Below are 23,292 nucleotides of genomic sequence, written 5' to 3'. Positions count from 1 at the left end.
AACAAGGAGCGTCATGATTCAAACCTCGTTGCGCAGAACTCGTGCCGCCGTCGCGGTTGCCCTCACCGGCGTACTCGCGTCGGCCTGCACGCTGTTCGGCGGCGAAGACGAGCAGGCCGGGGGACCGACAAAGGTCACCCTTGTGACGCACGAGTCGTGGGCGGTTCCGCCGGAGGTGATCGAGGCCTTCGAAAAGCAGTCCGGAATCGACCTCGTCGTTCGCAAGGAGGGTGACGCGGGCGAGTTGACCAACCGGCTCGTGCTCACCAAGGCCAACCCCATCGCCGACGTGGCCTATGGCGTCGACTCGACGTTCGCCTCGCGCGCACTGGCCGAGGGCGTCTTCGCGCCGTACACCAGCCCGGAGGCCGACCGCGGACCACAGCGCTACGCCATCGACTCCGAGCACCGGCTCTCCGCCGTCGATCTCGGCGACGTCTGCGTGAACATCGACACCACCTGGTTCGCCGACAAGGACATCCCAGAGCCGGAGACCTTCGCCGATCTCGCCGAGCCGCGATATCGCGACCTGCTGGTCGTGGAGAATCCCGCCACCTCATCGCCGGGCTTGGCGTTCCTGCTGGCGACCGTGGCCGAGTACGGCGCGGACGGCTGGCAGGAGTACTGGAACGAGCTGAAGGCCAACGGCGCCAAGGCTGTCAGCGGCTGGACGGAGGCGTACACCCAGGAGTTCTCCGGCTCGTCCGGCGAGGGGCCCCGGCCGATCGTGGTCTCCTACGCCTCCTCGCCCGCCGCCGAGATCGGTGAGGACGGCAAGCCGCGCACGAAGGCGCTGCTCGACACCTGTTATCGCCAGGTGGAGTACGCGGGAGTCCTCCAAGGCAGCGAGCACAAGGACGAGGCAGGCCGGGTGATCGACTTCCTGCTGTCCCAGCAGTTCCAGGCGACGGTCGCGGAGAACATGTACGTCTACCCGGCTCGGGCGGGCGTCGACCTGCCCACGGGCTGGGCCGAGGTCGCCCCGCTGCCGCAGGATCCGGCCGCGCTGCCCGGCGAGCAGGTGCAGGCGGGCAGGGAAGGCTGGATCGAACAGTGGCGCGCGCTGGGCATCTGACAGGCGCGCGGCGGCGCGTCGCGGGTCTCACGCTGCTCGCCCTGATCCCCGTCGGGTTCCTGGCGGTCTTCTTCGCCTGGCCGGTCGTCGCCATCGTCGGACTCGGTTTCTCCAGTGGTGGCGTCACCGAGACGCTCATGGAGACGCAGACCTGGGAACTGGCAGGCTTCACCCTTGCCCAGGCCGCCGCGTCGACCGCGGTCGCGGTCATGGCCGGGATGCCTGTCGCGTTCCTGCTGGCACGGGTGCGACTGCGCGGCGTCGCCGCGGTCCGGACCCTGATTCTCATTCCGTTCGTGCTGCCGACGGTGGTGGTCGGCCTCGCCTTCCGGGCGTTGCTTCCGGAAGGCGGCGTCCTCTCGATCGTGCTGGCGAACGCCTTCTTCAACGTGGCCGTTGTCGCCCGCACTGTCGCCGGACTCTGGGCGCACACCGACCGGCGGATCGAGGACGCTGCCCGCGCGCTCGGCGCCTCACCGTGGCGCGCGTTCCGCACCGTCACCCTGCCCGCGCTGGCGCCGGCGATCACCTCGTCGGCCGCGGTGGTGTTCCTGTTCAGCGCCACCAGTTTCGGCGTCGTCCTGATGCTCGGCGGGTCCAGGTACCGGACCCTGGAGACCGAGATCTACCTGCGCACGGTCAATCTGCTCGATCTGTCCGGCGCGGCGGCACTCTCCCTGGTCCAGTTCGCCGCGGTGGTGGCCGCGCTGGTTCTGGGTGCGATGGCCCGCAGACGCAGGGAGAGCGCGGTCCGGCTGCGGGCTCGCGTCGAGACCGCGCGCAGGCCGGAGGGCGCGGAACGCTGGGCCGCCGGCGCGGCCGCCGTGGTCCTCGTGCTGTTGCTGACGCCCATCGTCGCGTTGCTACTGAGATCGGTGAGCGGGCCGGGTGGCTGGAGCCTGGACGGGTATCGCGCGCTCGCCGGCACCGGGGAGAACGGCGCGCTCGCGGTGTCCGGCTGGGACGCCGCGCTGAACTCGCTGCGAACGGCGTCGGACGCGACCATGCTCGCGATGACCGTCGGCCTGCTGGCCTGCGTGGTGCTCGTCTCGCTGCGGCGCACCCCGGACAGGGCCGCCAGAGCCGCGGGGGAGACGCTGGACGCGGCTCTGATGCTCCCGCTGGGGGTGTCCGCGGTGACGGTCGGGTTCGGCTACCTGATCACCCTCGACGCGCTGCCGGGGGACCTGCGCACCTCGCCGTTGCTCGTCCCGTTCGCGCAGGCACTGGTGATCATCCCACTCATCGTCCGGATGGTGCTGCCCGTCCTGCGTTCGGTGGACGAACGGCTGCGCCAGGCCGCCACCACACTCGGGGCGCGGCCACTGCGCGTGTGGCGCGAGATCGACCTGCCGCTCACGGCCCGCTCGGTCGTCGCGGCCGCCGCGTTCGGGTACGTCGTTGCCCTCGGCGAGTTCGGCGCGACCAGTTTCCTGGCCAGGCCGGACGCGCCGACGCTCCCGGTCGCCGTCGCGACACTGATCAGCAGGCCGGGACCGTTGAACAACCAGATGGCCTACGCGGCCTGCGCGATGCTGATGGTGGTCACCGCGCTGGTCGTGGCGGTCATCGACCGGTTGCGTGCCGGTTCGACCGTGGGGGAGTTCTGATGTCCGGCCTGCGTTTGCCATGTCAATGTGATCGAAGCGAACACGCCATCCCGAAGGTGCGGCGAATCCGGAGGCGGGCCGCCCATACAACGGATCAGCAACACGATGCATCAGTAGGCGGTCTGTCTACGGATTCGTCGCGGGCGCGTTCTCAGACAAACACGGAGTTCTAGATGTCACTGTTCGTCGACGGGGTGACCGTGCGGTACGGGGGGTTCACGGCTGTCGAGGACGTGCGGTTGGAGCTCGCCGACGGCGAGGTGCTCGCGCTGCTCGGGCCGTCCGGGTCGGGAAAGTCCACCCTGTTGCGGGCGATCACCGGTCTGGAGCCGATGACCGCGGGCGCCATTCGCTGGGACGGCGCCGACCTCTCGGCGGTGCCGGTGCACCGGCGCGGCTTCGGCCTGGTTTTCCAGGACGGCCAGTTGTTCCCGCATCGCGATGTCGCCGGAAACATCGCCTTCGGCCTGCGAATGCACGGGGTGCCTGCCGCGCGGCAGGCCACGAGGACCGCCGAGCTGCTCGACCTGGTCGGCCTCACCGGCTACGAGCGCAGGCGGGTGACCGGGCTGTCCGGCGGCGAGGCGCAGCGCGTCGCGCTGGCCAGGGCGCTGGCTCCCGAGCCGCGTCTGCTGTTGCTGGACGAGCCGTTGTCCGGGCTCGACGCAGGGCTGCGCGAACAGCTCGCCATCGACCTCGCCGACCTGCTGCGCACGGCGAAGATCACCACGCTCCTCGTGACACACGATCAGGAGGAGGCGTTCACGCTCGCCGACCGCGTCGCCGTACTCGACGGCGGTCGCATCCAGCAGGTGGGCAGTGTGCACGAGGTGTGGACGCGGCCCGCCGACGAGAACGTCGCCCGGTTCCTGGGGGTCACCACCGTGCTGGACGCGGAGATCCGCGGCGGCGTCGCCCGTGCCGCCCTCGGTGCCGTGCCTGTGCCCGGCCACCCCGACGGACCGGTGCGGTTGGGGCTGCGCCCTTCCGGGTTGCGGGTGAGCGACACCGGAGTGCCCGCGGAGGTGCTGTCGAGCGTGCACCGCCGCGACCACGCCCGGCTACGGGTACGACCGCAGCACGTGCCCAACCTGGACACCGTCGACGCCGTCGCCCCGGTCGCGGCCGACCTGCGCGGCGGTGACCATGTTCATCTCGTGCTGGATCCCGACGGTGTCGCCGTGCTCAGTGTCTGATTCGAACGCGCGGCACGATCGACTCGGCGGGGCCCTGAGTTCGTAGCAGGGTGACACCCGTGTGGAGGGTGCGCCCCGCCTCGCCGCTCGTGGGCTTCGCCGCGCGCGTTTTTCCTGGCAGCACGGTCGGTTCGGCTAGTCGAGCGTGCGCGTCAGCCGTCCCTCGTCGTGATCCTGGCGTAGGCCAGCGAGAGCCCGATGACCACGTAGCAGGCGGCGCGCAGCGCACCTTCGCCCAGTTCGGCACCGGGTATCGGCTCACGCAGGATGTCGGCGAGGGCCGGGTAGGACTCGGTGAGCAGGAACGGGTGCAGCCAGCTCAGCGCCTCGAGCAGCCCCAGAATCGAGAAGACGACGGTCCCGCCCAGTACCGAGGCCACCACGAGCATCGGGTGCTCGGTGCATGCGGAGATCGCCAGTGCGACCGCACCGATGGCCCAGACGTGCAGGCTCACCCAGCCGACCGCCATCGCGACCCTGCCGAGTGCGTCCAGAAACGACAGGCTTGTGCCGGACAGCGTGAACATGGCATCCGTGCCGTTGATTACCAGCCCGGTCAGCACACCCGTGCCCGCCATTGCCGCCACCGCGGTCAACGTCACCGACGCGACGCCGAAGGCCTTCACCACGAGCAGCCTGCCGCGGCTCACCGGCGCGAGCATCCAGCCGCGCAGAGTGCCGTGGGACAGCTCGCCCGCGATGGCATCGCCACCCGCCATCGCCGCGGCCAACGGCAGCAGCAGCCCGAGACTGAACGTCAGTGCCGCGATCGGCAGGACGAAGGCGTTGCTCGCCGCCGCGGCGAGCAGGGCGGCGCCTTCACGTTCGCCGCTCGGACCTGATCCCGGCGAATCCACCAGGGTCAGCCCGATGCCGATCGCGATCGGCAGTGCCGCGATCAGGCCGAGCACGATCAGCGTGCGCGGTCTCCGGAACACCCAGCGCAGTTCCGCGCGCAGCAGCCGCACCAGCGGTACCGACGTCCTCGAGTTCGGCGCGCTGTCCGCCGTCAGGGTCTGCGTCATGACCGCTCCTCGCCGATGTCGCCGGATGCGTCGGCGGACTCGTTCTGCGTCAGCCGCGCGAACAGGTCCTCCAGGCCGGTACGGGCCCGGTTCGCCTCGTACACCGGCACTCCCGCGTGCACGAGTGCCGCGAATACCTCGGGCGCGGTGGTGGCGCTCAGATCCACCCGCACGCCCGCCGGAGTCAGCCGACTGGGAATTCTTTTCTCCCGCAGTGCGTTCACCGCGTCCTGTCCGTCCGGTGTGGACACCACGAGCGAGGGCGAGCCGGACTCCAGCAGCTCGCTGAGCTCGCCCTGTGCGACCACACTTCCGGCGTTCAGCACGGCCACGTGCGTGCAGGTGGCCTCGACCTCGGCGAGCAGGTGCGAGGAGACGAGCACGGTGACCCCGGCCGCGTGCAGTTCGGCGATGATCCGCCGGACCTCCCTCGTACCCGCGGGATCGAGGCCGTTGGTCGGTTCGTCGAGCACGACCATCCTGCGCGGCGCGAGCAGCGCACCCGCCAGCCCGAGCCGTTGTTTCATCCCGAGCGAGTAGCCGCGGTAGCGGCGGTGGGCGGCTCCGGTGAGGCCCACCCGATCGAGCGCGTCGCCAACGGCACCGGCGATCTGCGGTCCGGACAGCCCCGGCTCGGCCGCGGCGAGCCGCAGCAGGTTTTCCCTGCCGGAAAGGAACGGGTGGAATCCCGGCCCCTCCACGAGCGCGCCGACCTCCGGCAGTGCCTTTCCCGCCCCCTCGGGCATCGAGTGGCCGAGTAGCTGGACCTCGCCCTCCGTGGCCCGGACGAGGCCGAGCAACATCCGGATTGTCGTCGTCTTGCCCGAGCCGTTCGGGCCGAGCATGCCGAGGACGGCGCCGGTGGGGACGTCGAGGTCGACGTTGTCCACGGCCACCGTCTCGCCGTAGGTCTTGCGCAGCCCTCTGGTTCGCGCCGCAAGTGCGGTCGAAGCCGCGCCGGGCGCGGGCGCCTCCCCCTGGAGGACGCCCGCGCCCGGCGTGCCGAAGGTGGTGCTCATGTCGCTTGCCTCACTCGCCGGCGGGCTGCACATCGCTCAGTGCTGTACCCGACTTGCCCACTCATTGGGTCAATGCCTCCATCAGCACCTGTTCCGGCACGGCGCCCGCGGCGACCCTGCCGTCGTCGGTGACGAGCGCGTTGACGGCGTTCGTGCTGACCACGTGCCCGCTGCCGAACGGTCCGCTGACCGGCCTGCCGATCTGGTCGAGCAGTCCGCGCACGTCGAGGTCACCGTCGTCGAACGTGGCCGCGCCGTTCGGGAACTTGGTCACGATCACCGTGTCCCAGCCTTCGCCGACGAACCGGATGTCCTCAGGGGTGGCATCGGCGTGCTGCCGCTTCGGGTCGTCCTCGAAGCTCTTCTCGGTCACCGTCGCGCCCGGCGGCGGAGTGAAGCGGAACAGGTCCTCCGGCTGGTCGCCGAAGCTGATCTCGCTGAAGCCGACACTCAGGGCCGGGTCGGTCGTGCCGTTGACCATGACCTCGAGGCGCAGCGGCAGCCGGGTGCCGGAGTCCACCGCGACCCGCACCTCACGCAGGAGTGTGCGCTCGTCGGGCTTGGGGGTGAGTACGAGCTCGTAGGCCGCACGGTCCGCGACTGTCGCCGTCCCGTCGACGGCGACCGTGCTGCTCTCCCGGATCGCACCGAGCACCTGAGCGGCGATGGCGGTCGGATCCGCGGCCTGCTCGGCGGACTTGGCTTCGCGCTCGTCCTCTGGCAGCTGCATGCGGGTGGCGGAGTTGGCGGCCGAGTCGTAGGACCAGACCGTTGCCCCGTTCTGCACGATCGTGTGATCGCTGCCGCCCTGTCGCAACATCAGCTTGCTGCGTCCCTCGCCGTCGCTGTAGACCTTCGCCGAGTCCAGGTCCAGTGCGGGCACCCCAGGTATCGACGGGAGGCCGAGGTTGTTGTCGGCCTGCACCGTCCCCGCGAGTTCCGGGGTGTCGGCCCGTAGTGCGGACTCGACGAGTTCCTCGGCGCTGATCGCGGGCAGTTGTGGATCGTCGCCCGCCCCCGCGGGCATCGCGACCAGTCCGAGCCCGAGGGCCCCTGCTGCCGTCCCCGCCACGGCTACGGTGATCGCTCTCTTCTTCGGATTCACGTTCTCTCCCTGTGTCGGCACAACCAGTGTGCGTGTTTCCCTCCTTCGAGGCTGCTCTTCTCGTCCTGAGATGGCCCTGAGAGCGTGGTGTCCAGTCATTCAGGACACCGCACTTTCCCGGGAAAGTGCGAGGCTGGTGCAGGTCAGGGGCCTGCCTTCGCGACACTTTCCCGGGAAAGTGCCAAAGGGGGCTGGGGTACACAGAGCCCCGGAGAGTGCTGAGAGTGTGCTGAGAGCGGGCGCGCGAAATCGGCCGAGACGGCATGCTGAGAACCGTGAAACCTCGAGTTCTGGTGGTCGACGACGAGCCCGGAGTGCGCAAAGCGCTCGATCGCGGCCTGCGCGCCGAGGGTATGGACGTCGTCACCGCGGCGGATGGACCTGCGGCCCTGCGACTGGCGCAGACCGGGTCGTTCGACGTGCTGCTGCTCGACATCATGCTGCCCGGGCTGTCCGGATACCGCGTGCTGCAGCACCTGCGCGCCGGCGGGGTCAGCACCCCCGTGCTGCTGATCTCGGCGAAGGACGGCGAGGTCGACCAGGCCGACGGGCTCGACCTCGGTGCCGACGGGTACCTGGTGAAGCCCTTCTCTTTCGTGGTGCTGGTCGCGCAGGTCCGTGCGGTGCTCCGCAGGGCATCGGCCGAGGGCACCCGTGGCCCGCTCCGGCTCGGCGGGCTCGTCGTGGACAGGGCGACCAGGGACGTCCGGTGGCACGACGAGCAGATTGCCCTGAGCCCCCGTGAGTTCGCACTGCTGGAAGTGCTGGTGGGCAGGGCAGGCACGGTGGTGACCAAGGACGAACTGCTGCGCGCGGTCTGGGGCGACGAACAGGCCGCGACGCGCAACGTGGTCGAGGTCTACGTGGGGTACGTACGGCGCAAGCTCGATGCGGCGGGCGCGGGGGCGCTGCTGCGGACCGTCCGGGGGCACGGCTACCTCGCCTCCGAGCAGGGGCAGGAGGTCCGCAGCGGCCGACCAGGCGCCGCGCCGCACACGACCACCGGGACCGGGGCGGGGTGACGCGCTCTCCCCGGCAGTGGTGGCGCGGGCGGAGCCTCCGGTTCCGGATCACCCTGATCGCGGCCACGATCACCCTCGGCTTCCTGGTCGGGCTCGCGCTGCTGGCCGGGAAACTCCTCGGCCCGCTGCTCGTCGACTCGGTGGACAAGGAACTGAACGCCGCGTTGGCACCCGCATCGGCCGCGGTCGCCGCGGGCACCCCACCCGCCGAGGCCGCGTCGGCGTTGGTGCGCGTGCTCGACACGGCGGGAACGCCGTTGGACGCTGGGGCACCCACCGGTCTCAGCGAGGACGCGATCCGAAACCTGAAAGCCGGTCTGCCCGCGCACGGCGAGTCCGCCGAAGGCACTGACTGGCGGTGGCGTGGTGAGGTCGTCTCGGCGCCCGACGGCACGCAGCGGCTGGTGATCGCCGGAACGCCACTGGTCGGGTTCACCACGGCCGTCGTCGACGGATCTCGCTGGCTGCTGCTGGTGGCGCTGGTCAGCGCCCTGGTCGCGGGGCTGGCTACGTGGTTCGGCGTTGGCTCGGCACTACGGCCCGTCGGCCGGATGCGCCGATCGGTGCGGGGGCTGCCACAGGGCGGGCGCCTTCCCGTTCCGGAGGCGCGCGACGAGCTCCGGGCGCTGGCGGTGGAGTTCAACGAACTGCTCGCCAGGCACGAGGAGGTGAGCGAGCGGCTGCGCCGGTTCACCGGGGACGCGGCGCACGAGCTGCGTTCGCCGGTGGCTTCGATCCGGGTGCAGGCCGAGGTGGCGGTCGCGGCACCGGACCCGGAACTGGCCCAGGAGACGCTGGCCGACATCCTCGAGGAGTCCGAACGGCTGTCCGCGCTGCTGGACGGACTGCTCGCACTGGCTCGGTCCGACGCGGGTGAGTTGTCGCCTGCCGAGCCCGTGGAACTGATCTCCGAGGCACGCGCCGCCGTGGCCAGGCTCCCGCAGGGCGCGCCACACGCCCGGGTCAGCGGTGTCGTTCCCCGCGCGTGGGCGCGGGCGACACACGCGGAGGTCGAGCTGGTGCTGAACAACCTGCTACGCAACGCGTGCCGCTATGCCGAGGGACAGATCGTGGTGTCGGTGCTCGCCTCCCGCTCCACCGTCAGGGTCGTCGTCGACGACGACGGCCCCGGAATCCCGCCCGAGCACCGCGACCGTGTGTTCGACCGCTTCTATCGCGTCGGGGACGACCGCGCCCGCTCGTCCGGCGGTGCCGGGCTCGGGCTGGCGATGGTCGCGGAAGCGGCCCGGCGCAGGGGCGGCAGGGTGCTGGTCGGCGAGTCCCCCGAGGGCGGCGCGAGATTCCAGGTGATCTGGCCCGCCGTACCCGTCTGAGCCCGGGATGAGGTGGGCCACCGGTAGGGTGCCGTGCTCGTGACGACTCGTGTGATCGTCGGAGCCGCGATCGTGCGCTCCGGTTCGCTGCTCGCTCAGCAACGTTCCTATCCCGCGGAGGCCGCGGGCCTGTGGGAGCTGCCGGGCGGGCGGGTCGAGCCCGGCGAGTCCGACGCGCTCGCACTGCGCAGGGAGTGCGCCGAGGAACTCGGCGTGGCCGTGCGCGTGGGTGGGCGGATCGGGCCGGAAATCGACCTGCCAGGGGGGTCCGTGCTGCGGATCTACGCCGCTGCGCTGTCCGGCGACGGTGAGCCACGCGCCGTGGAGCACCGGGCGCTGCGCTGGCTCACCGCCGCCGAGCTGGACACCGTGGAGTGGCTGCCCGCGGATCGTGTTCTGTTGCCCGACCTCGGCGAGCTACTGACCGGCGCCCGCCAGCCGTAACGCGGCGCTGAGCCGGTGCTCGCCGCGTTCGGCCGCCCTCCCCGCGCCGGTCTTGCGCACCCTGCCGAGTTCGGCTGGATCGGCGAGCAGCGTCGTGGCGCCCTCGCGCACGGGCCGCAGGGTCTCGATCACGGCTTCGGCCACCGTCTCCTTGAGCTGCCGGTAGGAGCCGATCCCGGCTACCGCGCCGTCGGGATCCGAGGCGGTGCACGCGGCGAGGATCTCGACCAGGTTGGTCACCCCCGCCCGCGCGGGGTTGCCCGGCTCGGCGCTGATGGTCTCGGTGGCGCCGTCGGTGACCGCACGCCGGATCTTGCGCCGTATCAGGTCCGGTTCGTCCAGCACGAAGATCACGCCCACCGAGTCCCGGGTCGACTTCGACATCTTGCGGGACGGGTCGCTCAGATCCCTGACCCGCGCCGCGACCGGCGGCAGGACCGCGCGAGGAATCGGGAAGACCTCCCCGTACGTCGCGTTGAACCTCCTGGCCAGTGCTCTGGCGAGCTCCACGTGCTGGACCTGGTCCGCACCGACCGGCACCTCTGTCGCGCCTTGCAACAGGATGTCGGCCGCCATCAGCACCGGATAGGTGAGCAGGCTCAGCCGGGCGCCGGTACGTCCCTTGCCGGACTTGGCCCCGGCCTTCTCCTTGAACTGGATCATCCGGCCCGCCTCGCCGTAGGTGCAGGTGCACTCCAGCAGCCAGGTCAGCGCGCCGAGTTCGCGGGTCAGGTCCGACTGCACGAAGACCGAGTCGGCCGGGATCCCGGCCGCGATCAGCACCGCCAGCTGCTCCGTGGTGAGCGAGCGCAGCCGTGCCGGGTTGTACGCCGTCGTCATCGCGTGCAGATCGGACACGAAGTACAGGTCGTCGCCGCTTCCCTTGGCCCAGTGCCGAATCGCGCCGAGGTAATTGCCGAGCTGAACGCGGCCGGACGGGGTGATGCCGGAGAGCCTGGTCATCGAGTGCCTTCCCTGGGTCGTGCCGCCCGGGAAGGCCGGATGTCCACAGAGCCACGGCCGTCACGGGACGGCCGTCGGATGTGTCAGCGCACAGTGCGGGGGCCGCCTGCCGGCGGCCACCACTGAGCGAGACGTGCGAACACGGGCCGAGAGTAGCAGGGGCCGGGTGCTGCCCATCGTGAAGATCAGCAACCCTTCGGGTAATACGGCGAAAAGCAGGAACAAAGACGTTGGCCGGCCTTGTCAATAATTCGTATCGACGTGGACATCAACGGTATTCACCGTGGTTGAGCGGGTTTAACCTCAGTACATGTATGTCGTACTGGTCAACTACACAGCGCCCTTGCAGGAGATCGACTATTCGCTGGCGGATCACGCCGAGTGGCTGGCGAAACACTACGAGCACGGCAATTTCCTGGCCTCCGGCATGCGCGACCGCCGGGTTGGTGGCGTGATCATCGCCAAGCCGATGGCCAGGGGCAAACTGGATGCCATCCTGGCCACCGATCCGTTCTCGATTCAGCATCTGGCAAGTTACGAGGTGATCGAATTCGCGGCCACCAGGACCGCCCACGAATTGAACATGTTGAACGAAGCGGTTTCGCTTTAGCGCGTACCCCGCACCAGACCGGCGCTGGGCTCTGCGCTCAGGCCGCCTTGGCCTTTGCCTTCTTCAGGGCGAGCACCGGGCACTTCTTGCAGCGCGGCTTCGACTTGCAGCACTTCTTCTTGACCTTGCCGGACTTGATCAGCTTGCGCACGACGGCCCGCGGGTCGTCGCCATCGTGCTTCTTGCCCACGCCACACTCCAGTCACCGGTCTTCGGGATGACTTTCCACGTTAGGTGAGCCTAACCGATTATTGGGCGTGGGCCTCGTCACAACCGGGCACGGGGTATCCTGGTACGAGATCGCGTGTGACCAGAGTCGGTCACCGCTGTGACGCGCTCAACGCGGTCGACTACCCGATACCCAGTCTCAGGAGCTCATTCGTGCCCGCAGCCAGCGTAACCGCAGCACGCGCCGACGAGTCGACGTCCGCCAGGACGCGACCCGATCTGCGCAATGTCGCGATTGTGGCTCACGTCGACCACGGCAAGACCACGCTCGTCGACGCGATGCTCCGCCAGTCCGGCGCCTTCGCCGAGCGGGCCGAACTCGTCGACCGGGTCATGGACTCCGGTGAGCTGGAGCGGGAAAAGGGCATCACGATCCTGGCGAAGAACACCGCCATCCGCAGGCAGACCGCCGACGGCCCGATCACCATCAACGTGATCGACACCCCCGGCCACGCCGACTTCGGTGGTGAGGTGGAGCGCGGTCTGGCCATGGTCGACGGCGTCGTGCTGCTGGTCGACGCCAGCGAGGGCCCGCTGCCGCAGACACGCTTCGTGCTGCGCAAGGCGCTGGAGGCGAGCCTCCCGGTGATGCTCGTGGTGAACAAGGTCGACCGTCCCGACGCCCGGATCTCCGAGGTGGTCGACGAGACCCACGACCTCCTGCTCGACCTGGCAGGCGACATCGAGGGCATCGACGACGAGGCGCTGGACTCCCTGTTGACGCTGCCCGTCGTCTACGCCGCCGCGCGTGACGGCAGGGCGAGCCTGACCCAGCCCGCCGACGGTGGTCAGCCGGACAGCGAGAACCTCGACCCGCTGTTCGAGACCCTGCTCGAGCACGTCCCCGAGCCGGTGGCCGATCCCGAAGGCCCGCTGCGCGCACTGGTGACGAACCTCGACGCGTCCAACTTCCTCGGCCGCATCGCGCTCATCCGCATCCACTCCGGCAAACTGCGCAAGGGGCAGACCGTGGCCTGGATGCGGGAGGACGGCACGATCCAGTCCGTCCGCATCTCCGAGCTGCTGGTCACCGAGGCCCTCACTCGCGTGCCAGCTCAGGAAGCCTCCGCGGGCGACCTCGTGGCGATCGCGGGTATCCCCGACATCACCATCGGCGACACGCTGGCCGACCCGGAGAACCCCGAGGCGCTGCCGCGGATCACCGTGGACGAGCCGGCGATCTCGATGACCATCGGCGTCAACACCTCGCCCCTCGCGGGCCGCGGCGGCGGCGACAAGGTCACCGCCCGGCTGGTCAAGGCCCGTCTCGACCAGGAGCTCATCGGTAACGTCAGCATTCGCGTGCTGCCCACCGAGCGCCCGGACACCTGGGAGGTGCAGGGCCGAGGCGAGCTGGCGCTGGCCATCCTCGTCGAGCAGATGCGCCGCGAGGGTTTCGAGCTCACCGTCGGCAAGCCCCAGGTGGTCACCAAGACCATCGACGGCAAGCTGCACGAGCCCTACGAGCGCCTCTACATCGACTCGCCCGAGGAGTACCTCGGCGCGATCACCCAGCTCCTCGCCGCCCGCAAGGGCAAGATGGGGCACATGGGCGGTCACGGCACCGGCCGGATCAAGCTGGAGTACGTCCTGCCCGCCCGCGGCCTGATCGGCTTCCGCACCGACTTCCTCACCGAGACCAGGGGCACCGGCATCGCGAACCACGTGTTCGAGGGTTACTTCCCGTGGGCCGGGGAGATCCGCACCAGGCACAGCGGCTCGCTGGTCGCCGACAGGTCAGGGCCGATCACCGCCTACGCGATGATCCAGCTCGCCGACCGGGGCACGTTCTTCGTCGAGCCGGGCGCCGAGGTGTACGAGGGCATGGTCGTCGGGGAGAACCCCCGCGCCGAGGACCTCGACATCAACATCACCAAGGAGAAGAAGCTCACGAACATGCGTTCCTCCACGGGTGACGAGCTGGAGCGGCTGGCGAGGCCGCGCAAGCTCGGCCTCGAGGAGGCGCTGGAGTTCTGCTCCGTGGACGAGTGCGTCGAGGTGGCCCCGGAGGTCGTTCGTGTCCGCAAGGTGACCCTCGACATCAACACGCGAGCCAAGGAGCGGTCCCGCGCGAAGAGCCGCGACAACGCCTGAGCCGCCTCGCACACCGGTGGCCGGAAGTCACGAACTCGCGGGAACGGGAACCTGGACGTGGTGTGAAACGTCCGCCAGTTAGCGGTACCCGAAGCCGGAACGCAGGGCTGTCTGGCACTCTCGGAACCGCGGCAGGAGACCCGCGTGGGAGGATGGCGGGCCCGCCGGCGAGTGAGGCGAGGCGAGGAGACGCAGTGCGGTCGAGATTTTCACGTGCGGGATTGTCCCTTTCGCTGGTCCTCGTCGCGCTTGTCGGCTGCACCAACGAGCCGCCTCCGCCGGTCGTGACCACGCCGGTCGCCGAGTCCTCTCCGGTGCCGGAGGAGACGAAGTCGCAGATCGCGGTGGGCGTGGACGACATCGGCGGCGGGTACAACCCGCACAACATCGCCGACGCCTCCACCGTGACCACCGCGTTGTCGCAGCTGTTGCTGCCGTCCGTGTTCCGTCCTGAGGACGACGGCACCCTGGCGCTGGACGAGACCCTGATGGTCTCGGCGGAGGTCACGAGCCGGTCCCCGTTCACGGTCGCGTACGACATCCGGCCCGACGCCTCCTGGTCGGACGGGGCGCCGATCGCCGCCGAGGATTTCATCTACCTCGCCGACGCGATGCGCTCGGAGCCGGGTGTGGTGCAGCCCGCGGGGTACCGGCTCATCGAGGGCATCGAGTCCAGGGAGGGCGGCAAACGGGTCGAGGTCACCTTCGGCAAGTCCTACTCGGGCTGGCGCACGCTGTTCGACAACCTGCTGCCCGCGCACCTGCTCAAGGACGCGCCAGGCGGCTGGCGTGGCGCCCTCGCCGACAGCTTCCCGGCCTACGGCGGGCCGTTCTCGATCAAGACGCTGGACAAGGCCAGGGGCGAGATCATCCTGGAGCGCAACGAACGCTACTGGGAGAAGCCTGCCGCGGTCGACCGGCTGGTGCTGCGGAGCGCGGACCAGGCCGGGATGGCCGCGGCGCTGCGCAGCGGCAACGACCAGTTCGCGATAGCCCGTACCAACGCCACCGGTCTCAACCTGTTCGGCGAGCTGGGGCAGGAGATCGACCTGCACCGGATCGCCCGGCCGAGGGTGGCCTCGGTGCTGTTGCGGCCGGTCGGCACGGCGCTGGCCGACGATCAGGTCCGGGCAGGCGTCGCCGCCCTCATCGACAGGTCGAAGTTGATCGAGGAGGGGGTCGACGGCGGGCCGTCGGCCACCTTGCGGGCCGACGCCCAGGTGACGCCGCCGTCCGCAGCCGGTTACACGCCGACGCTGCCTTCGGACGCACCCATCGCCAAGACGAACTCCGCCGAAGCGGAGCGGCTGCTGACCGAGGCCGGTTACCAGCGCGAGGCGGGGACCTGGTCCAGGGACGGCAAGACGCTCTCAGTCGTGCTGGCGGCGCCGCAGGACCAGGAGCCCTATACCGGGATCGCCCAGGAGCTGCAGCGGCAACTGGTGGCCGCTGGGGTGGAGGTACGGCTGGTCACCCCGCCCGCGCGGGAGTTGTTCGCGAGCCAGCTCGCGATGCCCGTCGCGTCCGGCCAGGGCGATCCGACCGTGAACAACACCGGCAACGTCGGGATCGACATCGCTGTCGTCCCGCAACCGACCGGTGGAGACCCCGCGTCCACGCTGGCGTCGCTGTTCGGCTGCGGACTGGATCGTGCGGAGCAGGCCCCTGACACGCCGACCGTGCCGGCGAACCCCGCGGCGTTCTGCGTCGAGAGCCTGCAGCCCTCGATCGAGGCTGCGCTCACCGGTGCGGCCGAACCCGCGGAGGCCCTCGCCGAACTGGAACCGGAACTGTGGCGGCAGAACGTGGTGATACCGCTCTTCCAACTGGCCGACACCCTGGCTGTGGGAGACGGAGTCATCGGTGTCGCGTCCGGCCCACCGCTGGCAGGCCCATTCGGCGCAGCGGTCAACTGGACGCGCGGCGCCAAGTAGCAGGTCCGCTGCCTGTGCGTCACCCTTTGGTCACGATTACCTCCAGAAGAGTGACCGGGCCCACAACCAGTTCCTAGCGTTGCCCCGCAACGCGCCAGGACACAATCTCCGGCGTGTTCGTTTCGGTGTCAGGAGGGCACAGGTCCATGAGGAGATCCAGAGCACTCTCCGCGTTGTCGCTCGTCGCCGCCTCGGCGTTGGTGTTGACCGCGTGTGGAGGGGACGACGAGGGCGGAGATCCCAACGCGGGTTCCGATACCGACGTCAAGAGCATGGCGACGGGCAAGGGGCAGCAGGGCGACGTCTTCAAACTCGGGGCGGCAGCCGCGAGCGATCAGGTGATCGTGGCGATCGACCAAGGCTACTCGGGGTACAACAACGACACGCCGGACACGAACACGTCCTACAACACGTTCGTGCTCGAGCCGGTGCTGTCCGGTGCTTTCAAGCTGGACGGCAACAACAAGGTCCTGCTCAACGGCGACGTGATGGAGTCGGTGGAGGTGACCTCGCCGGACCCGCAGGTTGTCGAGTACAAGATCAAACCGGACGTGAAGTGGTCGGACGGGCAGGCCTGGGACTGCGACGACTTCTACCTCGCGTGGCTGGCGCACAGCGGCAAGGTCGACTCGTTCACCTCGGCATCGACTTCCGGGTACGACCTGATGAGTGAGGTCACCTGCAAGGACGATCTGACGTTCGAGACGACGTACGGCAAGCCGTACCTGGACTACAAGAACCTCTTCCTGCCGACGGCCATCATGCCGGCGCATGTGCTGGAACAGCAGGCTGGGATCGCCGACATCACCGCACTGAAGCCGGGTGGCGACGCCGGTCAACTGAAGGCCGCGGGTGACTTCTGGACCGGCGAGTGGAAGGCCTTCGATCCGGCCATCATGCCCGGTTCCGGGCCGTACAAGCTGACCGCGTTCAACCAGAACTCCGACCAGGTCACGCTGGAGAAGAACCCGGAGTGGATCGGCGCGAAGGGCGGCCCGAACAAGGCCATCGTCCGCGCGATCCCGGACACCAAGGCGATGGCCACCGCGCTGCAGAACGGCGAGGTGGACGTGATCGGTTCGGTGCAGCCGGACGCCACCGCCGCGGCGACGCTGAAGAGCCTCACCTCCCAGGGGGTGACGTACGGGTCCGCCCCTCGGCTGTCCTTCGAACACCTCGACCTGAACTACGACCGGATCTTCGCCGACGACGCGGCGCGCAAGGCGTTCTTCCAGGTGGTCAACCGGCAGGAGATCGTGGACAAGCTGATCAAGCCGGTCCAGGCCGACGCCGTGCCGCTGAACAGCATCGTCTACTTCCCCGGCGAGGAGGGTTTCGTCGATCTCTACAGCGACAAGACCGGTCAGGGCGCCGAGGCGGCCATGAAGACGTTGGAGGACGGCGGCTGGACCAAGGGGTCGGACGGCATCTACGAGAAGGACGGCAAGCGGCTGTCGTTCGAGATCGCACACAACGACAACGCCCGTCGCACCCAGACGGTGGAGATCATCCTCGCCCAGGCGAAGGCCGCGGGTATGGAGGTCAAGGACGACACCGACGCGAACTTCCTGAAGGGGCGCGTCGACAAGGGCGACTACGACGTCGCCCTGTTCGGCTGGTCCTCCACGCCGTTCAAGTCCGAGCAGGAAGCCATCTACACCTCGGAGGGCAACCAGAACTGGCAGGGGCTGTCGGATCCCACGATCGACCAGTCCTTCGCGGCGGCCGTGTCGGCGACCGATGAGGCGGCGGCAACGCAGGCGTACCAGGCGGCGGACAAGGCGCTCGCCGAGCAGTACGCGTCGCTCCCGCTGTTCCAGACTCCGTCGATGTGGGGGTTCCGCGGTATCGACCGGGTGTACATGCAGTCCTACTACGGCCCGATGTGGAACCTCGGCGAGTGGGAGAAGACGAGCTAGGAAAATGGTGCGCCATGGCCGCTTTGAGCCGGTTGAGACGGTTCAAGGCGGCCCTGGTGAGATTCCTGTGAGCCGAACGTCCGGTCGGTCAGGCGACTGGGTGATTCCAGCAGGTAACCGCGACATTTCCAGATGCAAGTTAGATGTCACCCTTTGGTCACGATCGCTCCAGAAATGGTGACTGATAGTGCCGAAGCTTTCTAGCGTGCTCGGTCAGTGCGCCAAATGAGTGTCGGTTGGCGTGTCGTAGGCTCCGGCTCATCTAACCGGAGCCTTGTGGGTCCATGGTCCGATGTCAGGGCCCAGTGCTAGGAGGGCACACGTACATGAGGAGATCCAAGGTTGTCTCCGCTGTGTCGATCGTCGCGGCCTCTGCGCTCGTTTTGAGCGCGTGTGGCGGCGGCGACGACGGCGGCGACTCGAACAATGGCTCGACCGGCGATGTCAAAAGCATGGCCACGGGCAAGGCTCAGGACGGCGACCAGTTCAAGCTGGCTGAGGCAGAGCCGTTCGACGCTGCCACCGTCGCCATCGACGATGGCTTCTCGGCGTACAACAACAAGACGCCGGACGCGAACAGCTCGTACAACAACTACGTGCTGACCGCGGTGATCGCCGGTCCGTTCGTCCTGGACGGCAACAACAAGGTCCTGCTCAACGCCGACGTGATGGAGTCGGTCGAGATCACCTCCCAGGACCCGCAGATCGTCGAGTACAAGATCAAGCCGGGCGTCAAGTGGTCCGACGGCGAGGCCTGGGACTGCGACGACTTCTACCTCGGCTGGCTCTCGCACAGCGGCCAGGTCGACTCGTTCACCTCGGCGTCCACCACCGGCTACGAGCTGATGGACGTCACCTGCAAGGACGACCTGACCTTCGAGACCAAGTACAGCGAGCCGTACCTGGACTACAAGGGCATGTTCAGCGACCAGATGCTGCTGCCCGCCCACATCGTGGAGCGCGAGGCAGGCGTCGAGGACATCACCGCGCTGAAGCCGGGTGGCGACTCCGCCAAGCTGAAGGCTGCCGGTGACTTCTGGACCAAGGAGTGGGGCGGCTTCAACGCCGAGACCATGCCGGGTTCGGGTCCGTACAAGATCGCGTCCTTCGACGCGAACACCGAGCAGATCGTCCTCGAGCGCAACCCCGAGTGGATCGGCGCGAAGGGCGGCCCGGACAAGGTCACCGTCCGGGAGATTCCGGACACCAAGGCCATGGCCACCGCGCTGCAGAACGGCGAGATCGACGTCGCCGCTTCGACCCAGCCCGACGCCACCGCGGCTTCCACGCTGAAGGGCCTGTCCTCGCAGGGTGTCGTCTACGGCTCCGCGCCGCAGCTCACCTACGAGCACCTCGACCTGAACTTCAACCGGATCTTCGCCGACGACGCCGCCCGTAAGGCGTTCTTCCAGGCGATCAACCGGCAGGAGATCGTGGACAAGCTGATCAAGCCGGTCCAGGCCGACGCCGAGCCGAAGAACGACGTCATCTTCTTCGAGGGTGAGCCGGGCGCGAAGGACGTCTACAGCGACAAGACCAACCAGGGTGCCGAGGCGGCCAAGAAGACCCTCGAAGAGGGCGGCTGGAAGCTGGGCAGTGACGGCATCTACGCCAAGGACGGCAAGCGTCTCTCGGTCGAGATCTCGCACAACGAGAACGCCCGGCGCAGCCAGACCGTGGAGATCCTGATTCCGCAGATGAAGGCGGCTGGCATCGAGGTCAAGGACGACACCGACGCCAACTTCCTGAAGGGGCGTGTCGACAAGGGCGACTACGACATCGCGCTCTTCGGCTGGTCCTCGGCTCCGTTCCACGCGGAGAGCAAGGCGATCTACACCACCGGCGGTAACCAGAACTGGCAGGGTCTGTCCAACCCGGACGTCGACGCGGCCTACGACACCGCCGTTTCGGCCACGGACGAGCAGGTTGCGCTCGAGGCCTACCAGGCCGCGGATGCCGCGCTCGCCGAGTCCTACGCGACGGTGCCGCTGTTCGCGACCCCGTCCATGTGGGCCTTCCGCGGTATCGACCGGGTGTACATGCAGTCGTACAACGGGGCACTGTGGAACGTCGGCGAGTGGGAAAAGACCGAGTAACTCACTTCTTGTCCGATTCTGCTAAGTGAATGTTCCGGAGGGGATCGGAACCGAGCCACCAGCTCGGTTCCGATCCCCTCCGGAAGTAGCTGTTGACCGTGGGCCGACCGCCACTACGGTGGACAACCGGGCGTGGGCGTGAGATCCAGCTCCGGCCTGGACGAGGAGCACTCCGTTGAATCTGGTTTTGTACGTACTGCGTCGTGTGGCGATCTCCATTCCCATCTTGTTGATCGGCACTTTCGGCGTTTTCCTGATGGTCGCCGGTGCGGGCGACCCACTGGCTCAGCTGTACTCGTTGCCCGGTGTGAGCCCGGAGGCCATCGCGGCCACTGCTCACGAACTGGGCCTGGACAAGCCGCTGGTGCCAAGATATTTCGACTGGCTCGGCAGCTTCCTTAGCGGCGACTGGGGCATTTCCATCGCGCAGGGTTCGGCTCGCGAGGAAGTCTTTCCCAAGGTGATGAGTGCCTACGAGGTCACCATCAAGCTCGTGATCGGTGCCGAGTTCGTCGCGATCGTCCTCGGTGTCGTTGTCGGCGTGCTGGCCGCGGTCAAGCAGTACTCCATCGTGGACTACGTGGCGACGACACTGGCCTTCCTGATGTTCTCGATGCCGATCTTCTGCGTCGCGATCGTTCTCAAGACCTATGCGATCGAGTTGAACAGCGTGGTCCGGGATCTCGGGCTGAGTGACTGGCTCGGGAATCCGTGGCTGCGGACGACGAGTCCGGAGAACCTGAACTTCGACAACTTCAGCGATTTCGTCACCGGGTACACGGGCGCTTTCCTGCTGCCGACTCTTTCCATCGCCGCGATCAGTTTCGCCGCCTACAGCCGGTTCCAGCGTGCGTCCATGTTGGACACACTCAACTCGGACTACGTGCGTACGGCACGGGCCAAGGGCCTTTCGTCCTCGCGGGTCATCTTCCGGCACGCGTTCCGTAACGCGCTGATTCCGGTCACCACGCTCTTCTCGCTGAACTTCGCGCTGGTCCTGACCGGCGCGATCATCACCGAGCGTGTGTTCAGCTGGAACGGCATGGGCACGCTGCTCGTCGAAGCGGTGAGCAAGAACGACCCGCAGGTCATGATGGGCTGGATGGTCCTCGTCGCGGCGACCGTGGTCGCCTTCAATCTGATCGCCGACCTTCTGTACGGCATCCTGGACCCGAGGATTCGCGTTGGCTGACATCAATTCGCTAATCGCTGGCGCCAAGACCGACCACCCGGCGGGACCTGGTGACGTCGAGCCCGAGAAGCTGCCCGAACCCCGGAGTCAGGGCCAGCTTGTTCTGCGGAAGTTCCTCCGGCACAAGCTGGCGATGGCCAGCACGGCGGTACTCCTGTTGATCGTGCTGATCGTCATGATCATGCCGATCTTCTGGCCCTACGCCCATACTGAGACGGTCGACGGCTTCCTCGAACCGAGCGCCGAGCACCCACTGGGTACCACCCAGGTCGGCAAGGACATGGTGTCGCAGGTTTTGCGAGGCACCCAGTACTCGCTGCTGATCGCGCTGACCGTGTCCATCGCGGCTACGGCCTTGGGCGTGGTGTTCGGCGCCATCGCCGGTTATCTGCGGGGGCTGACCGATACGGCGGTCTCCCGCCTGACCGACCTCTTCCTGATCGTGCCGCAGATCGCCGCGGCCGCGATTCTGGTCAAGGTGTTCAGCGGTAGCTGGTACGTCGTGGCTCTGGTTCTCGCGGCGTTCGGCTGGATGCAGATCGCCAGGATCACCCGGGCCGAGGCGATGTCGCTCTCGCAGCGGGAGTTCATCGAGTCCGCGCGGGCCTCGGGCGCGGGCACCGGTCGCATCGTCTTCAAGCACCTGGTGCCCAACATGGTCGGCAGTATCACGGTGAACGCCACCCTCACGGTCGCGCAGGCCGTGCTGGCGGAGGCCGCGCTGTCGTTCATCGGCCTCGGTGTCCAGTTGCCGGACACCTCGCTGGGCCGGGTCATCCTGGAGAACTACGCCGAACTCGCTTCGCGCCCCTGGCTGTTCTGGGGCCCGTTCGTGGTGCTGGTGCTGATCTCGCTGTCGATCAACTTCATCGGTGACGGCCTGCGGGACGCGTTCGACCCGAGGCAGAAGCGAGTAAAGGCCTGAGCACGCCGTAGCGCGTCGATCGAGACGTAACCGCAAAAGAGGGAGCCCCCGCCGCTGTGAACTGGTCCCCGGATGTTGGACTGGTTAAGTGAAGGTTAGGGGTTAGGCGACGAGGGCCTGGGTCCGGTATTGCACCGGGCTCAGGCCCTTGAGCGTGGTGTGACTGCGGTCGTTGTTGTGCCAGGCGATGTACTCGTGCAGTGCGGTGGTGAGCGCGGCGGTGTTGAGGAACGTGGCGTGATGGAAGAGTTCTTCTTTGAGGTGTCCGAAGAAGCTCTCGATGACGGCGTTGTCCAGGCAGTTTCCCTTGCGGGACATGGACTGGGTCGCCCCGGCGCGTGCTAGCAGCCTGCGCCACGAGGCATGCTGGTACTGGAACCCTTGATCGGAATGCACCAGTGGCGTCTGGCCTTTCCCCAGTGTCGCGAGGGCGTCGCCCAGCGCGGTGTTTGTCAGCGTGAGCGTGGGTGCGCTGCTGACTCCGTAGGCGATGATCTGCCGGTCGAACAGGTCCATGATCGGCGACAAGTACACCTTCTGATTTCCCACGACGAACTCGGTCACGTCGGTGACCCACTTCTGGTTCGGAGCGGTCGCGGTGAACTCCCGGGCCAGCAGGTTCGGGGCGATCTTACCGATCTCGCCGGTGTAGGAGTTGTATCGGCGTCGGCGGCGGACCCGGCAGATCAGCGCGAGTTGCCGCATCAGTTTGAGCACAGTCTTCTTCGCTATTCGCCAGCCCTGCTTGACCAGTCCGGCATGGACACGGCGATGCCCGTAACGTCTGTGGCTGTTCTCGAACGAGGTCGTGATCGCGGCCTTCAACTCAGTCTGCGGGTCACCTCTGCGCGAGCGGGCCTGGTGATAGAAGAACGTGGATCGGGCCAGCCCGGCGGCAGCGAGAAGGTGTTCGAGCGAGTGTTCAGCCTTGAGAGAGAGGACGGCCTGGGCCTTCACCGTCGTTGCTGCCCTCTCAAGGCCCGCAGTTTTCCCAGGTAAGCGACCTCCGCCCGCAGCCGGTCGTTCTCCCGCCGCAACTGCTCCAGCTCACTGGGCTGCTCGCCCGGGCTGTCCGGTGGCTTGGGCGGGCGGCCCTTCCGTTTCGGACGCAGCCCGTCCTCGCCCTCCCGCCGATACGTCCGAGCCCAGGTCTTCACCAGGCTCGGAGACGACAGGCCATGCTCTGCGGCCAGCTCGGCGGCCGGCTCACCAGCAACGAAGCGTTCCACCACCGACAGCTTGAACTCGAACGAGAACGACCGCTTGGTCGACATACTCACCAACGCCGCCCTGCCATGGATCCTCCACCGCCGATACAGGCTCCGGACCGGCCACCGCGCCACCCCGAGCAACGTCGACACCGTCCTATCGGCCAAACCCTGCTCAAACCACACTACAGCGGCCTCCCGCTGCACCTCAGACAACGAACTACGCGGCTCCATACAACTACTCCCCGAGAGTCAGAACTGAATTTTCAGTCCAACTCCCGGGGAGCAGTTCA

20 protein-coding genes are annotated in these 23,292 nt (G+C 68.0%); 13 read left to right on the top strand and 7 right to left on the bottom strand.

Annotated elements, in window-relative coordinates; all coding sequences use genetic code 11:
• Window positions 1-13: 13 nt before the first annotated feature.
• The 3 genes from BM199_RS28215 (at window position 14) to BM199_RS28205 (ending at window position 3,881) form a co-directional block, all read left to right on the top strand.
• Entirely contained in the window at window positions 14-1,075 is a 1,062-nt protein-coding gene (locus tag BM199_RS28215) for a thiamine ABC transporter substrate-binding protein (RefSeq protein ID WP_091677845.1), read from the top strand.
• Complete coding sequence (locus BM199_RS28210) at window positions 1,054-2,685, top strand: ABC transporter permease (protein WP_425425607.1); 1,632 nt, start codon at window positions 1,054-1,056, stop codon at window positions 2,683-2,685. The genes BM199_RS28215 and BM199_RS28210 overlap by 22 nt, the downstream gene beginning before the upstream one ends.
• Before the next feature lie 173 nt (window positions 2,686-2,858).
• Window positions 2,859-3,881, top strand: coding sequence for an ABC transporter ATP-binding protein (locus BM199_RS28205; RefSeq protein WP_091677842.1), 1,023 nt, complete (start codon window positions 2,859-2,861; stop codon window positions 3,879-3,881).
• A gap of 152 nt (window positions 3,882-4,033) precedes the next feature.
• On the opposite strand, the gene BM199_RS28200 is transcribed toward BM199_RS28205, so the two are convergent.
• The 3 genes from BM199_RS28200 to BM199_RS28190 all read right to left on the bottom strand — a co-directional run bounded on the left by BM199_RS28200 (window position 4,034) and on the right by BM199_RS28190 (window position 7,030).
• Entirely contained in the window at window positions 4,034-4,906 is an 873-nt protein-coding gene (locus tag BM199_RS28200) for an ABC transporter permease (protein ID WP_091677839.1), read from the bottom strand.
• Window positions 4,903-5,925 (bottom strand): ABC transporter ATP-binding protein, encoded by a 1,023-nt coding sequence (locus BM199_RS28195; protein WP_091677837.1) that lies wholly within the window; start codon window positions 5,923-5,925, stop codon window positions 4,903-4,905. Before BM199_RS28195 ends, BM199_RS28200 begins: the two co-directional genes overlap by 4 nt.
• Before the next feature lie 61 nt (window positions 5,926-5,986).
• Window positions 5,987-7,030 (bottom strand): LolA family protein, encoded by a 1,044-nt coding sequence (locus tag BM199_RS28190; protein WP_091677978.1) that lies wholly within the window; start codon window positions 7,028-7,030, stop codon window positions 5,987-5,989.
• A gap of 263 nt (window positions 7,031-7,293) precedes the next feature.
• Between BM199_RS28190 and BM199_RS28185 the strand changes: the two genes are divergently transcribed.
• From BM199_RS28185 to BM199_RS28175, 3 genes are read left to right on the top strand one after another with little or no spacing between them, the layout of a single operon-like run.
• The gene (locus BM199_RS28185; protein WP_091677834.1) at window positions 7,294-8,052 is read left to right on the top strand and encodes a response regulator transcription factor; all 759 of its coding nucleotides are present in this window, start codon (window positions 7,294-7,296) and stop codon (window positions 8,050-8,052) included.
• A complete protein-coding gene (locus BM199_RS28180; protein WP_091677831.1) occupies window positions 8,049-9,386 on the top strand; it encodes a sensor histidine kinase in 1,338 nt (445 codons plus the stop codon). The genes BM199_RS28185 and BM199_RS28180 overlap by 4 nt, the downstream gene beginning before the upstream one ends.
• A 39-nt stretch (window positions 9,387-9,425) precedes the next feature.
• Window positions 9,426-9,830 (top strand): (deoxy)nucleoside triphosphate pyrophosphohydrolase, encoded by a 405-nt coding sequence (locus tag BM199_RS28175; protein WP_091677975.1) that lies wholly within the window; start codon window positions 9,426-9,428, stop codon window positions 9,828-9,830.
• On the opposite strand, the gene trpS is transcribed toward BM199_RS28175, so the two are convergent.
• Window positions 9,804-10,793, bottom strand: a complete 990-nt coding sequence (trpS, locus tag BM199_RS28170; RefSeq protein ID WP_091677828.1) for a tryptophan--tRNA ligase — start codon at window positions 10,791-10,793, stop codon at window positions 9,804-9,806. The two genes, BM199_RS28175 and trpS, sit on opposite strands and share 27 nt — an antisense overlap.
• 310 nt (window positions 10,794-11,103) lie before the next feature.
• Between trpS and BM199_RS28165 the strand changes: the two genes are divergently transcribed.
• Complete coding sequence (locus BM199_RS28165) at window positions 11,104-11,403, top strand: YciI family protein (protein ID WP_091677826.1); 300 nt, start codon at window positions 11,104-11,106, stop codon at window positions 11,401-11,403.
• A 37-nt stretch (window positions 11,404-11,440) separates the two neighbouring features.
• On the opposite strand, the gene BM199_RS34040 is transcribed toward BM199_RS28165, so the two are convergent.
• A complete protein-coding gene (locus BM199_RS34040; RefSeq protein WP_177242831.1) occupies window positions 11,441-11,593 on the bottom strand; it encodes a hypothetical protein in 153 nt (50 codons plus the stop codon).
• Between the two features lie 191 nt (window positions 11,594-11,784).
• Between BM199_RS34040 and typA the strand changes: the two genes are divergently transcribed.
• From typA to BM199_RS28135, 6 genes are all read left to right on the top strand, one after another.
• A complete protein-coding gene (typA, locus tag BM199_RS28160) occupies window positions 11,785-13,725 on the top strand; it encodes a translational GTPase TypA (protein ID WP_177242830.1) in 1,941 nt (646 codons plus the stop codon).
• 194 nt (window positions 13,726-13,919) lie between these two features.
• A complete protein-coding gene (locus BM199_RS28155) occupies window positions 13,920-15,659 on the top strand; it encodes an ABC transporter family substrate-binding protein (RefSeq protein WP_245788831.1) in 1,740 nt (579 codons plus the stop codon).
• A gap of 146 nt (window positions 15,660-15,805) precedes the next feature.
• Entirely contained in the window at window positions 15,806-17,578 is a 1,773-nt protein-coding gene (locus BM199_RS28150; RefSeq protein ID WP_091677821.1) for an ABC transporter family substrate-binding protein, read from the top strand.
• A gap of 326 nt (window positions 17,579-17,904) precedes the next feature.
• Window positions 17,905-19,674 carry an ABC transporter family substrate-binding protein gene (locus tag BM199_RS28145; RefSeq protein ID WP_091677819.1) on the top strand — a complete coding sequence of 590 codons (1,770 nt, stop codon included), beginning with the start codon at window positions 17,905-17,907 and terminating at the stop codon, window positions 19,672-19,674.
• Between the two features lie 175 nt (window positions 19,675-19,849).
• On the top strand, window positions 19,850-20,866 hold the full coding sequence (locus tag BM199_RS28140; protein WP_091677816.1) for an ABC transporter permease: 1,017 nt from the start codon (window positions 19,850-19,852) through the stop codon (window positions 20,864-20,866).
• Window position 20,867: 1 nt separating this feature from the next.
• On the top strand, window positions 20,868-21,791 hold the full coding sequence (locus BM199_RS28135; RefSeq protein WP_177242836.1) for an ABC transporter permease: 924 nt from the start codon (window positions 20,868-20,870) through the stop codon (window positions 21,789-21,791).
• 102 nt (window positions 21,792-21,893) lie between these two features.
• Here the strand turns inward: BM199_RS28135 and BM199_RS28130 are convergent, their stop codons facing one another.
• Together BM199_RS28130 and BM199_RS34750 are read right to left on the bottom strand one after the other, a co-directional pair.
• Window positions 21,894-22,748 (bottom strand): IS3 family transposase, encoded by an 855-nt coding sequence (locus BM199_RS28130; RefSeq protein ID WP_245788830.1) that lies wholly within the window; start codon window positions 22,746-22,748, stop codon window positions 21,894-21,896.
• Window positions 22,745-23,065 (bottom strand): helix-turn-helix domain-containing protein, encoded by a 321-nt coding sequence (locus tag BM199_RS34750; protein WP_245788845.1) that lies wholly within the window; start codon window positions 23,063-23,065, stop codon window positions 22,745-22,747. The genes BM199_RS28130 and BM199_RS34750 overlap by 4 nt, the downstream gene beginning before the upstream one ends.
• Window positions 23,066-23,292 lie beyond the last annotated feature (227 nt).

The organism is Amycolatopsis marina (assembly GCF_900111885.1).
Taxonomy (GTDB): domain Bacteria; phylum Actinomycetota; class Actinomycetes; order Mycobacteriales; family Pseudonocardiaceae; genus Amycolatopsis; species Amycolatopsis marina.
This window is presented reverse-complemented; position numbering and strand designations above follow the sequence as displayed.

What these genes read in the sequence shown, in the direction of transcription:
- BM199_RS34750 (WP_245788845.1), bottom strand. Translation starts at nt 23,065, where the DNA reads ATGTCGACCAAGCGGTCGTTCTCGTTCGAGTTCAAGCTGTCGGTGGTG.
- BM199_RS28150 (WP_091677821.1), top strand. Translation starts at nt 15,806, where the DNA reads ATGAGGAGATCCAGAGCACTCTCCGCGTTGTCGCTCGTCGCCGCCTCG.
- BM199_RS28200 (WP_091677839.1), bottom strand. Translation starts at nt 4,906, where the DNA reads ATGACGCAGACCCTGACGGCGGACAGCGCGCCGAACTCGAGGACGTCG.
- BM199_RS28215 (WP_091677845.1), top strand. Translation starts at nt 14, where the DNA reads ATGATTCAAACCTCGTTGCGCAGAACTCGTGCCGCCGTCGCGGTTGCC.
- BM199_RS28165 (WP_091677826.1), top strand. Translation starts at nt 11,104, where the DNA reads ATGTATGTCGTACTGGTCAACTACACAGCGCCCTTGCAGGAGATCGAC.
- BM199_RS28195 (WP_091677837.1), bottom strand. Translation starts at nt 5,925, where the DNA reads ATGAGCACCACCTTCGGCACGCCGGGCGCGGGCGTCCTCCAGGGGGAG.
- trpS (WP_091677828.1), bottom strand. Translation starts at nt 10,793, where the DNA reads ATGACCAGGCTCTCCGGCATCACCCCGTCCGGCCGCGTTCAGCTCGGC.
- BM199_RS28185 (WP_091677834.1), top strand. Translation starts at nt 7,294, where the DNA reads ATGCTGAGAACCGTGAAACCTCGAGTTCTGGTGGTCGACGACGAGCCC.
- BM199_RS28205 (WP_091677842.1), top strand. Translation starts at nt 2,859, where the DNA reads ATGTCACTGTTCGTCGACGGGGTGACCGTGCGGTACGGGGGGTTCACG.
- BM199_RS28145 (WP_091677819.1), top strand. Translation starts at nt 17,905, where the DNA reads ATGAGGAGATCCAAGGTTGTCTCCGCTGTGTCGATCGTCGCGGCCTCT.